This is a genomic window from Gammaproteobacteria bacterium, assembly GCA_041395725.1.
Classification (GTDB): domain Bacteria; phylum Pseudomonadota; class Gammaproteobacteria; order Pseudomonadales; family Pseudohongiellaceae; genus NORP240.
In genome coordinates this window covers 4,624,908-4,637,245 of sequence record JAWKZW010000001.1, presented here as the reverse complement: position 1 = coordinate 4,637,245, position 12,338 = coordinate 4,624,908, and the positions used below count along the sequence as shown (strand labels likewise).

The 12,338-nt window shown below is 57.3% G+C and carries 9 protein-coding genes; 4 read left to right on the top strand and 5 right to left on the bottom strand.

What is annotated here, in order from left to right; genetic code table 11:
- The first annotated feature begins 128 nt into the window (after positions 1-128).
- Positions 129-1,493, top strand: a complete 1,365-nt coding sequence (locus R3F50_20460; protein MEZ5492662.1) for an ABC transporter permease — start codon at positions 129-131, stop codon at positions 1,491-1,493.
- 3 nt (positions 1,494-1,496) lie between these two features.
- Here the strand turns inward: R3F50_20460 and galE are convergent, their stop codons facing one another.
- From galE to R3F50_20445, 3 genes are all read right to left on the bottom strand, one after another.
- Positions 1,497-2,495: a UDP-glucose 4-epimerase GalE gene (galE, locus tag R3F50_20455; GenBank protein MEZ5492661.1), complete on the bottom strand. Its 999-nt coding sequence runs from the start codon at positions 2,493-2,495 to the stop codon at positions 1,497-1,499.
- Positions 2,496-2,530: 35 nt separating this feature from the next.
- Entirely contained in the window at positions 2,531-3,811 is a 1,281-nt protein-coding gene (locus tag R3F50_20450; GenBank protein ID MEZ5492660.1) for a nucleotide sugar dehydrogenase, read from the bottom strand.
- Between the two features lie 289 nt (positions 3,812-4,100).
- Entirely contained in the window at positions 4,101-5,516 is a 1,416-nt protein-coding gene (locus tag R3F50_20445) for a TIGR03013 family PEP-CTERM/XrtA system glycosyltransferase (GenBank protein ID MEZ5492659.1), read from the bottom strand.
- 689 nt (positions 5,517-6,205) lie between these two features.
- Between R3F50_20445 and R3F50_20440 the strand changes: the two genes are divergently transcribed.
- Entirely contained in the window at positions 6,206-7,900 is a 1,695-nt protein-coding gene (locus R3F50_20440) for an amidase family protein (protein MEZ5492658.1), read from the top strand.
- On the opposite strand, the gene R3F50_20435 is transcribed toward R3F50_20440, so the two are convergent.
- Positions 7,891-8,634 (bottom strand): ferredoxin--NADP reductase, encoded by a 744-nt coding sequence (locus R3F50_20435; GenBank protein MEZ5492657.1) that lies wholly within the window; start codon positions 8,632-8,634, stop codon positions 7,891-7,893. The genes R3F50_20440 and R3F50_20435 overlap by 10 nt on opposite strands.
- Positions 8,635-8,853: 219 nt before the next feature.
- On the opposite strand from R3F50_20435, the gene R3F50_20430 reads away from it, so the two are divergent.
- Complete coding sequence (locus R3F50_20430) at positions 8,854-10,098, top strand: dicarboxylate/amino acid:cation symporter (protein MEZ5492656.1); 1,245 nt, start codon at positions 8,854-8,856, stop codon at positions 10,096-10,098.
- 169 nt (positions 10,099-10,267) lie between these two features.
- Here R3F50_20430 and R3F50_20425 read toward each other — a convergent pair whose 3' ends face one another.
- Positions 10,268-10,579: a DUF4156 domain-containing protein gene (locus tag R3F50_20425; protein ID MEZ5492655.1), complete on the bottom strand. Its 312-nt coding sequence runs from the start codon at positions 10,577-10,579 to the stop codon at positions 10,268-10,270.
- Between the two features lie 295 nt (positions 10,580-10,874).
- Here R3F50_20425 and R3F50_20420 point away from each other — a divergent pair, with 295 nt between their 5' ends.
- Entirely contained in the window at positions 10,875-12,278 is a 1,404-nt protein-coding gene (locus R3F50_20420) for an FAD-binding oxidoreductase (GenBank protein MEZ5492654.1), read from the top strand.
- The last annotated feature ends 60 nt before the right edge of the window (positions 12,279-12,338 follow it).

The window sequence follows — 12,338 nt, the reverse complement described above, 5'->3', positions numbered from 1 at the left end:
CCGGCTATGCAGCCGAAATGCTGCCATAAAACCGGGGCAAATGGTCAAGATCGTGATAAATTAGCGGACTGGCCGTGCGAGTGATTGCCTACGGCCAGTCCCCTCAACCAGCCTCTTATCGGATTGCCATGACTGAACTGACTGTTCCCGGTCCCAGCGGAGAAAGCCCGATGCCTGTGCGGCGGTTGGCGTCCGTAAGCGGGTTCAATCTGGTGCGCTTCAAGAAAATTACTCAGGTTGGCCTGAAGAGTATCTATTCACACGGCCTCAGGTCGTTGCTCACGGTGCTGGGGATCGTAATCGGTGTGGCGGCCGTTATCGCCATGCTGGCTGTCAGCGAAGGTGCCAGCTATGAAGCCCAGCAGCAGTTCCGAGACCTGGGTGCGAGCAATATCCTGCTGAAGAGTGTCAAGCCGGCGGAAATCGAAGAAAACAGCGGCCAGGGCTTTGGTCCGCCCCAGGCCGTGGTTTATGGCCTGACCGGTGCCGACATCGACACTATCCGGATGACCATACCGGGTGTGAATGGAGTGATTTCCTCCCGCATAGTAAAAAAGAATATCTGGCACCTTGAGAAAAGCATGAATGCCGACGTGGTGGGAACTCAGGTGGATTACCCGGTCTCACGCAACTACACCCTGCAGGCGGGGCGATTCTTCAGTGAGGCTGAGGTCCGGGACCATGCCAATGTGGTGGTGCTCAGCGACGAGGTGTCACGACAGCTGTTCCCCATCGATAACCCGCTGGGGCAGAGCATCAAGATTGACAGTGATTACTACAATGTCGTCGGCATCATGGAACCGGAGGGGTTTTCCAACCTCGGGCAGAACCAGGCGGGCAGTTCCAATGCCGCTCCGACCCGGGTGTTTGTTCCCATTACTTCCTCCCGTTCCCGGTTTGGCGAAACCCTTGTCAGACAGACAGCCGGCGGCATGGAGTCGGAGACCGTGGAGCTGCATGAAGCCATTATCCGGGTCGACAATCAGGAAACCGTGATCGAGGTGGGTGAGATCATCGAGCAAATCCTGCAGCGCCGGCACCGGGGCGCGGACTATACGGTTGAAGTACCCCTGGCACTGCTGCGTCAGGCAGAGGAGAGCGCCCTGCGGGACCAGATTGTGGCCGGGGCGATTGCCGGCATTTCTCTGCTGGTCGGGGGCATCGGAATCATGAACATCATGCTCGCCAGTGTGACGGAGCGAACCCGGGAGATCGGTATTCGACGTGCGCTGGGCGCCAAGAAGCGTGACATTATCACCCAGTTCCTGATCGAGGCAGTCATTCTTTCCGGCGTCGGTGGGCTGATCGGCGTGGTGCTCGGGGTCATAATTCCCTTCGCCATCTCAGCGTTCTGGGGAATGACCACTATAGTTACGCCAATGGCACCGTTGCTGGCGTTTTCCATCTCCGCGCTCATCGGTGTGATTTTTGGCATCTACCCTTCGATGCGGGCCGCCGAAATGGATCCGGTGGAAGCCCTGCGCCACGAATAGACCTTATTTCCCGGCCGACTCCTGCGCCAGCTTCTGTTCCCATTGCAGGGACGTTTTCACGATGGTGTCCAGGTCGTCGAAGCGGGGTTCCCAGTCCAGGGTTCGGTGGATTGATTCCACGTTGGAAACCAGTGTCGCCGGATCTCCCGCACGCCGGTCGGTGTATTCCACATTGAGTGCTGTCCCTTGGCAGCGTTCCACGGCATCGATCACTTCTTTGACGCTGTACCCATGACCGTAACCACAGTTCAGGGTGGTGGACCTGCCGCCGGCGCGAAGGTAGTCCAGTGCCGCCAGGTGCGCCGAAGCCAGATCTGAAACATGGATGTAGTCGCGAATACCAGTGCCGTCGGGCGTCGGATAGTCAGTGCCGAAAACCAGCAGTTTTTCCCGCTTGCCCAGGGCCACCTCACAGGCGACCTTGACCAGCAAGGTGGCCTTTTCGGTGTTCTGGCCGATTTCCCCGTCAGGGTCGCTGCCCGCGACATTGAAATAACGCAGCGCAACGGCTTCCAGCGCTGACGCCGCACACAGATCCCTGATCATCCATTCGCTCATCAGCTTGGATGTGCCATAGGGGTTTATCGGTGCCGTGGGGGTGTCCTCCCGGGCCACGCCCTCTTTCAGCTCACCATAGACTGCGGCAGTAGAGGAAAATATGAAATGGCTGACGCCTGCCTCCTGACAGCATTGCAGCAGGTTACGTGTCGAGCAGGTGTTGTTACCGTAATATTTCAACGGGTCGGACACGGATTCTGGAACGATTGTGTGGGCAGCGAAATGCATGACCGTATCGACGTCGTATTTTTTAAGCAGTTCTGCAACCAACTGGCGATCACCGGTATTGCCGACTATCAGTTCGCCGGCGCTTACCGCGTTTCTGAATCCGGTGCTGAGATTGTCCAGCACCACCACGCGCTCACCCCGTTGGCCAAGCAGCTTGACTACATGACTGCCGATATACCCGGCGCCGCCGGTGACCAGAATTCCTTTGCTCATAATGCTTTCCGTGAATGTGTCGGTGGTCGACCCGTTGCCTAAAGGCGGTGCAGACCGGCTTCGAAAGGAAACAGATACTTGACGTCGAAGATTACATGGTCCGGTTTGCAGAGCGCCTGGATCGCCTCCAGACCCATGTCCCGAAACTGGTCGTGGGCAACGGCCAGCAGCACGGCGTCATAGCTGCCGGGCTGTGGTTTGTCGATGACATTGAGTCCGTATTCCTCCTCGGCATCCGCTGCAGCGACCCAGGGGTCGTAGACGTCTATCTGGGTGTTGAATTCACGCAGGCTGTTGATGACATCCACCACGCGGGTGTTGCGCAGGTCCGGACAGTTCTCCTTGAATGTCAGCCCCATGATCAGAATGCGGGAGTCCACCACGTGGATTCGTTTGCGAGTCAGCAATTTGATAACCCGCTCCGCAATGTAAGTACCCATGCCGTCATTGATACGTCGCCCGGCCAGGATTACTTCCGGGTGGTAGCCGATTTCCTGGGACTTGTGAGTCAGATAGTAGGGGTCCACGCTGATGCAGTGTCCACCGACCAGTCCCGGCCGGAAGGGTAAAAAGTTCCACTTGCTCCCGGCGGCCTTCAGGACTTCCTCGGTATCGATGCCGAGCTTGTCAAAGATGATACACAGCTCGTTGATCAGGGCGATGTTGAGATCCCGCTGGGTGTTTTCTATCACCTTGGCGGCTTCCGCCACCTTGATGCTGCTGACGTTGTGAGTGCCAGCAGTGATAATCGATTTATAGAGCTCGTCCACGAACCGGGTGATTTCGGGCGTTGAGCCTGATGTCACCTTGACGATGGATTCTATGCGATGCAGTTTGTCCCCGGGGTTGATGCGTTCAGGGCTGTAGCCGGCGTAAAAGTCCTGGTTAAAACGTAAACCAGATACCTGCTCCAGAATCGGTACACAGACTTCTTCGGTGGCGCCGGGATAGACGGTGGATTCGTAGATCACCACGTCGCCCTTGCCGAGTACCGAGCCAACCAGTCTGCTGGCACTCTGCAGGGGGCTCAGGTCGGGGCGATTCTGCTGATCGATAGGCGTGGGGACGGTGATAATAAAGACATTGCAGTCGGCCAGATCGGCCGGGTCGGCGCTGTACTTCACGTCGACAGCAGCCAGTTCCTCCCGCGACATTTCATTGGTTCTGTCGTAGCCCTCTGTCAGTTCCCTGATACGTCCTTTCTGGATGTCGAATCCGACACAGGGGAATTTTTTGCCGAAAGCAGCCAGCAGGGGCAATCCCACGTAGCCAAGTCCAATCACTGCGATCCTGGAGTTAGTTATGTTCAAGGTAATGATTCCACCGTAACTTGTTGTTAATGGGGCTATTTATAAACGGATTAGAGCATAAAAAATGCGTAGGCAGAATAGAACTGCGTCACAGCAATAACAAAAATTTCTGGCTTGTGAATGTGGCAGCGGCCAGATCTGGTGGACTGCCGGTTGGGCGGTACTGTGCCGATGGCGGGCAGAGGAGGCAATGGCCAGAGCAACTGTTATTTTTGCCGGGCAAGACCGGTCTGGCAAAGTGGGCGGTACCGCTGACTCTACGACACGTGTATCTGACTCGCGGTAAGCAGTAGTCCTCCTACCGGACGCCCTTACCAAAAATAACGACTTCCAGGGTCTGCAGCAGAATAAAGAAATCCATAACCGGGTTGGCATTCTTTATGTAGTAAAGGTCGTACTGCAGCTTTTCGTAGGCGTCTTTCTCGCTGGCCCCGTAGGGATACTTGAGCTGGGCCCAGCCCGCCAGACCCGGTTTGACCGAGTGGCGTTGCTGGTAGTAATCGATGGTCTGGCTGAGCTGTTGGACAAATTCCGGTCGTTCCGGGCGGGGGCCTACCAGCCGCATATCGCCCTTCAGGATGTTCACGATCTGCGGCAGCTCATCGATTCGCAATTTACGGATTACCGACCCGACCCGGGTAACCCGGGCGTCGTTCTGCCCGGCCCACTGGGCGCCATTTTTCTCCGCGTCAACCCGCATGCTTCTGAACTTGAGCAGGTCAAAGACCTGACCGTTCTTGCCTACTCGTTGCTGGCGATACAGAACCGGTTCGCGGAAACCGCCCTCCAGGGCGATGAGAAAGGTCACCAGCCCCAGGATCGGCGCCGTGACGATCAGGATCAGCAGGCTGGACGCCACGTCAAAGGCCCGAGACAGGGCGGTCTTGATTTTTGAGCCGCGAAATCCGTCGCTGAAAACCATCCAGGAAGGGTTGAGGTGCGAGAGATTGACCTTGCCCTGTTCTCGTTCCAGGAAGGAGATCGGATCGGTTACATTGATTCCTGCGAGTTTGCAGTCCAGCATGTGCTGCACCGGGTAATTCTCATTGCGGTCATCCAGGGCTATGACGATTTCCGTCACGTCGTGGGCGCGTGCCAGGTTCAACAGTGAATCGCCGATTTCAATTACCTTTTCCTCGGGTACAAAGCGTTGCTGTTCCGGCGTGGAAATGAAGCCCATGATCCGGTAGGAGCTGGTAGGCAGGTTACCGTCATCCTTGATGAGCAGGCTGGCTGCATTACGGCCGACGCCAAATACCAGAACTCTTGAAGTGACCAGGTCGGCGCCCAGGTACAGGACGAACAGGCGGCGGATGGCGACGACGAGAATCAGGCTGACCAGGAATGACAGCAGAGTAACCCCGCGACCAAGCTGAAAATAGGGGGCCAGGTAAAAAAGGATCATGAGGGCGAGGAACACCAGCATCAGGCTTACAAGTACCCGGGACAGGATGTGGGCATAGCCGATCCGGCCCCGAAACTGATCCTGCTGATAAAGGCCCAGGGCGGTCATGCCGAGCATGTTGGCGACGGCGAACAGCAGGGCTTTGGGGAACAGTTCTGCCGCCATTGCCTCCGGTGACGCGAAGTCCATGGTCTGAAACCGGATGGCGTAGGCGAGGTAGACAGCTTCGAAAAATGCCAGGCTTTCGGCGATTGCCAGCACGATGAAGCAGATCTTGATGTGGTTATTGAAAATTCTTAGTGTTGTCATGCTGACCGGTAGTTAGTGGTATGCACCCACAAGCTTTACCCGGGGGTGGGTTGCTCGGGTGTCATTTCTTGACCCTTCTCTATTTATTACTTGATCTACTACTTACTGCTACTGCCCCAAAGCGGTCGCGCCAGTCCAATGAACCGGTGGATCCTGATCTTCTTAAGATGCGCGTGATCGAGCATTCTACCACTTATGCAGCTTGCCAACACAGCAGAGACTTGACCGGAGTCAAGAAGTCAACCGGAGTAAGGAAGCGGCAGTCTGAGTGCATTGTAATAGTCAGGCCTTCAGAGCTGCTGTTAAGGCCATCACGTAATGAGCGAAATACTGTATTAACTTAATATTACAACTCGTTGACTTTACAAGGATTGAGTTGGATAAAAAAGCGCTGCCGTTGGACTGCTCAAGGCTGAGCGTGCCAACAGCACGGGAAAGGAATGCCGCAATTGATTACTGATACTTACAATGCACCAGATAGAGTTGCTGGCCGGGCAGCACTGTACAAGATGTGGGGTAGGGTTTTGGGTGATCCAGGGTGAAGACGTGTACTGGCTTTTTATAGAATTATTGTATTGTTGTGCTGCTGACTCCCCTGTCGGTGGCCAGGGAAATCGCGAATTTCGCGCAATGCGCCAATCTGCCAGATACAATTGTTTGAATCTGACTACAATGATGTGCGATCGAATATGAAAATTTGTTTCAGTTTACTGGTTGCGAAATGGCGCAACTATGCCGTTTTCCCATTGCTGTTGTTATTGCTGTCAGCAGCGGAACCAGCGGTCTCCCAGCAACCTGAGCCCTTTAACTGGGCGCCCTTCGACGAGGCGCCCTTGCTGGAGCAACTCGCAGCGAATGATAATCCGCGTCTGCGCTTCAGGCTGATCAATTCCCGCCACCTGGACAAAAACCGGTTGTGGGACCCTTTCAATCAGCAGTTGGCCGACTTTTCCGAGCTCCTCTACAACGAACTGAAGCCCTTGATCCTGGAGCAGGATATTCCGTCGCTGCAGCGTGCAGTTCGCGCGGGACGGTTGAGCTATGAAAATCTGGTCAAATTCTACCTGTATCGCATCCGTCTCTTTGAAAGCGACAAAAACATGGCTTTGAATGCCCTGATCGCGCTCAATCCGGATGTGGTCGCCGTGGCCAGGGGCAAGGACAGGGCAGTGGCGGCAGGGCTGGAGGTGGATGATTACTCCCTGTTCGGAATACCGGTGCTGCTCAAGGATAATATTGGAACGTTGGGTATGCCAACCACGGCAGGCGCCGTGGTGATGGCCGCGAATAGTACCGCTGACGCCTTCATCACCCGTCGTTTGCGGGCCAATGGCGCGGTTATCCTCGGCAAGGCAAACCTGAGCGAATGGGCCTACTATTTCTGTGAGGGTTGCCCGCTGGGCTACAGTGCTATGGGGGGGCAGACACTCAACCCTTATGGCAGGATGCTGATCGAGACAGGCGGCTCCAGTTCCGGCAGCGCGGTGGCCGTGGCGGCCAACTACGCTGCCGTGGCGGTCGGCTCGGAGACATCCGGTTCCATCCTGTCACCGGCCAGTCATAATGCCCTGGTGGGCTTGAAACCGACCACCGGCCTGCTCAGCCGCCACGGTGTGGTACCGATCTCCGGCACTCTGGATACCGTGGGCCCGATAGCCCGGACCGTGACCGATGCTGTCATCCTGTTCAATGGGATGGTCGGCTATGACCGCATGGATAGTCTGATGCCGCTGCTCAGTGTGGAGGCGGGGTTGTCGCCTGAAGAGGCTGACCTGGCTGGCCGACGTATCGGTTATGTGGCGGGTCTGGACTCCGAACCACTCTTTCGTGACGCTCTGGATGTCCTGCGGGCTGCCGGAGCCGAGGTGCTGGAAACCGGCCTGCCGGAATTTACGCTGGCCCGCTTCGGTGAATTCCTGGGGGCAGAGATGAAGCGGGATCTGGCCAGCTACCTGGAAAACATCGCCGCTCCAGCCGTGGGAGTGACGCGGGTCGAGGAAATCGTGTTGTTCAACAGTGTCGATGAGGAGAGTCGCGCTCCCTATGGTCAGGCACTTTTCGACGCCATGGTCGACATGGAGTTCAGTGCCGATCAGGTAGTGGCCATGAGAAACGAAATTCGGACCGTCGGGGCTGAAGTATTGGGTGCGACCATCGACGGCCAGCAGTTTGACGTGCTGCTGTCGATGAATAATCTGCACGCGTCACTGGCAGCCGCTGCCAATTTCCCGGCCCTCACGCTGCCGATGGGTATCCGGGGCAATGGAGAACCCGCAGGGCTGACGCTGATCGCACCGTCCTTTGCCGAGCAGACAATGGTGGCTATCGGCCTGGCACTGGAGCGGCTGATGGTGGAGCGGGCTGCGCCGCCTGGCTACCAGTAATTCTCGGTGGTAATGTGACCCGGCGTGCGCCGCCGGTTTTTTCTGAAGCCGCGCCGTTTCAGTATCTCGATGCTGTCCGACACCATGTCCGGATTGCCGCAAAGCATCACCTGGGAGTGCTCCGGCGACAGCTCCAGTCCGACAGCCTGTTCCAGTGAGCCATTGGTGATTGCCGCGGGAATTCTGCCAGGGAGGGTGTCCGGCACCTGCTCGCGGCTGACAAAGGCCTGGAATTGGAACCGGTCGCCGTGCTGTTCTTTCAGTTCTTCAATCAGGTCCAGGTATTGCAGGTCGTCGCGGGATCTCACCGCATTCACGATGACGACGTTTTCGAATCGCTGCCAGGGCTCCGGCGTTCTGGCGATAGAATAGTATGGCGCGACCCCGGTGCCGGTCCCCAGCATCCACAGGTCACGTCCGGCTGGTACTTCGTCGAGGGTGAAAAAGCCATTGGCGTGCTGTTTGATCCAGAGCCGGTCCCCGGGTTGCAAGCCGATCAGGGCATTGGAAAGTACGCCCCCGGTGGCCGTGTAGAAAAAAAACTCCACCGGTTGCTGGCCAGGCGCGCTGAGATAGGAGTAGGGGCGGGCGATCCGTTCCTCATCGATGTCCAGCGCCAGGCTGGTGAATTGACCGGCCTTGAAGGGCGCCACATCAGCCTCGATCCGCAGGGAGAACAGGTGCTTGCTCCAGTGTATGTTGTCGACGACATGCCCTTCGATCCAGTCTTTCAAGTGTAGTCCCCTTGTAATTGACGATTGCTCCTCTACAGCTGGAGTGAACACTCCGTAGCGGGTAGATAGCGGCTATAAAGAATGGAAGTATGTTATGAATTTCTATAGTCTGATCGCAACCGCAGACTGATGGTCAGTCGACAGCGGGGGAGCACCGGTTCATCCCAGGTCTTGCTGACAGGGTCGAAAATCGGGATTTGGAATTTTTCGGAGGCATCCATGTTGACCACCTGGTTTGAAACAGCGCTCTGGAAGCGCATCATGCTGGCACTGTTCCTGGGGCTGGTCGTGGGCATGTTGTGGGGCGAGGGGGCTGAGTCCATACGCTGGATAGGTGACCTGTTCGTGCGACTGATCCGCATGGTGGTGGTGCCGCTGGTGTTTGTCACCCTGGTGGCCGGAGTCGTTTCCATGGGCGATCCTTCCAAGCTGGGGTCGCTGGGTGTTAAAACCCTCGCACTTTATATGGTTACTACTCTGCTGGCCATCATCATCGGTCTGTTCCTTGCCACGGTGTTGCAGGCGGGTGTCGGTGTGGATCTGTCCGGTGCCACCCCGGACGCGGTGCAGGAGGCGATTCCCCTGTCACAACGTCTCATGACCATCGTGCCGGAGAATCCGTTTCAGGCCCTGAGTGAAGGAAACATACTGGCGATCATCTTTTTTGCCCTGCTGGTGGGAGTCGCCCTGCTGACCATTGGTGAAAAGGGTCGACCGATAGCGGATTTCATGGACGCAGGCATGGAAGTCATGCTGAAGATCACCCACTGGGTAATGGAATTCGCCCCGTTCGGCGTCTTCGCCCTGATTGCCTGGGTGGCCGGGAACCAGGGGTTGTCGGCGCTGCTGGACGTTACCCGCCTGGCAGCTGCAGTGGTTATCGGTTGTGTGGCCCACGTGGTCATTGTCCATGGCGGCATCATGCGGTTCCTGCTCAAACTGTCGCCAGCCAATTTTTTCCGTGGCGCTCGCGACGCCATGCTGCTGGCGTTTTCCACGTCCAGCAGTTCGGCCACGCTGCCGATGTCCATGTCGGTTGCCGAGGAGAACCTGGGCGTCAGGCCGGTGGTGGCATCCACGGTGTTGCCGCTGGGGGCGACCATCAACATGGATGGCTCGGCGCTTTACGTGGGGATTGTGACTATTTTCGCCACTCAGGCTTTCGGTATGGAACTGTCCCTGGCTGACTATGGCATTATCGCCGGTGCGACAACCATCGTCTCCATAGGGACTGCCGCCGTGCCAGGTGCCTCTCTATTCCTGATGGCGGCGGTGATGGAGGCTATTGGGATCGCGCCTGAGCAGATTGCTTTGGTGGTCGGCTTCATCCTGCCGTTTGATCGTCCCCTGGACATGCTGCGCACAGTGGTCAACGTCACCGGTGACCTGAGTGTGGCCACGGCAGTGGCCAACTGGGAAGATGAGTTCGATCGCGAGATTTTCGATCGGCCGCTGAAGTACTGATGGGCCGTCCGGTCGTTATCTGCGCGATCGCTGTTGCAGGACAGAACAGGCCAGTGAAGGCAGTTACTGCCGGTCAATTCCGGCTCTCACCTGCATTGGCCCGCATTCTCGACCGCGATAAAGTTCCTCAGCTTCAGCAGCGGATACTCCCTGATGAATCAGAGGTCTCCTAAGGGCAGCGATACACGATGAACTGCTGGCGGCCGTTTATTACTGTGGATTCGGCGACGATGGCGTTGCCGCCCATCAGGCCGGCCTCGTTGCGGGCCAGGTCCACCAGTTCAGCCTGTACCTTCTCGCTTCCGCGTGGAATAAACAGCAGGCGGCTTGAAGTGGTGGAGGTGGTGGAGCCCAGTCGGGAGCAGTTAGTGGCCTGACTTTGACTCAGCAGTCGCACGGATTCGCCTTCCGGGGTCACCCTGACCCAGGTGCAGGAAGAGAGCAGGAACAGACTTAGAATCAGGAAACTGGTTGTTTTCATGGCGGTATCCCCGGTCAGAAATTGATTACGCGTAGCGCGTCTTGCGGTTTACATTCTACCTCAGCTGAGCGTGCAAACAGAAAATTCCTGCGTAAAGCGCGGTCAGGTCATGACGGCGGCATCTGGTGAGCAGGTGTTGAAAGCCGGATCTGGCGGGGAGTACCGGGGTGCAAGGGTCTTCCAGTTTCAACAAGTGTGCTACCATCCCGGGGCAGCCGCGCGGTCTATTGCCGTTCGGAAATCCCTGGCCGGGTGGGTATTGCTGCGCCATTGTCGAAGGTAAAAAATAACACCGATGACTGTCACAACGTATTTGAGCAGCGAGCTGAAAGCCAGGCTGCAGTCCATTCTTGGCCCGGCTGGTTTCCTGACCGGCGATGCGATTCAGCCGCGCAATTACCGCGACTGGATGGGCAGTCGCGCGATCCGGCCGGCAATGCTGTTACGACCAGCCAGTACCCGGGAGGTTTCGGAGCTGCTCAAGGCCTGCCATGAGTGGGGCCAGCCAGTGGCCCCCCAGGGCGGCCTGACCGGCCTGGTATCCGCGGCCGCGCCTCTGGAAGGCGAGCTGGCATTGAGCCTGGAGCGAATGAAAAGAATCGAGGAGATCGATCGCTTCACCAGCACCATGACGGTGGAAGCCGGTGTCGAGTTGCAGACCATTCAGGAACGAGCCGAGTCCCAGGGGCTGTTATTTCCCCTGGATCTAGGGGCCCGTGGCAGCTGTACCATCGGCGGCAACCTGTCCACCAATGCCGGCGGCAACCGGGTTATTCGCTACGGCATGGCCAGAGCGCTTACTCTTGGTGTCGAGGCGGTTCTGGCCGACGGCACCGTTGTCAACGGGCTGAACAAGCTGCGCAAGAACAACAGCGGTTACGACCTCAATCAACTGTTCATCGGCAGTGAAGGGACACTCGGTGTGATCACCCGCGCGGTGTTGAAGCTGCAGCCGAAACCCAGAAGCCAGACAGTGGCACTGTGTGGCGCCGCTTCCTTTGACCAGGTGGCGGAACTGCTGCTGTACTGTCAGCAGCACCTGGCGGGTGATCTGACAGCCTTCGAAGTACTCTGGGACAATACCTACCAGCTGATTGCCACGCACCTGCCGGAGGTGCAGTTACCCCTCCAGCCACAATACGGTTTTTATGTGCTGGTGGAGGCCATGGGATCGGAGCCGGCCCGGGATCGTGAGTTGTTCGTCAGCACCCTGAATCAGGCGCTGGAGAGCGGGCTGGTGGCAGACTGCGTGATTGCCGATACAGAAAAACAGATCGAGGGTATCTGGCGGGTGAGGGATGCAGCCGCCGAAGTGATAACAGGCGCGGGGTTCATGCATGCCTACGATGTCAGCCTGAATGTGGGTGACATGGGGTATTTTGGTGACGAGGTTGCTCGCAGGCTCACTGACCAGTGGCCGGCAACAGTGGTCGGCCTGTTCGGTCACGTAGGCGACGGTAATGTGCATATCGTCGTCAACGTGGGGCCTGACACACGCCAGGCCCACCGACAGATTGATGAGGTTATCTACGGGCTGGTTCAGGAGTTACAGGGGTCGATCTCGGCCGAACATGGCATTGGCATGATGAAGAAACCATTTCTTGGTTTCAGCCGCAGCGAAGAAGAAATTGCCCTGATGCGGATCCTCAAGCAAAGCCTGGATCCAAAAGGAATTCTGAGCCCGGGCCGGATATTCTGATGCCGGGGCCGGGCGGACGGTGCAGCGTTGAGGCAGCAGCACAAGGTAGAGCATGCGGCG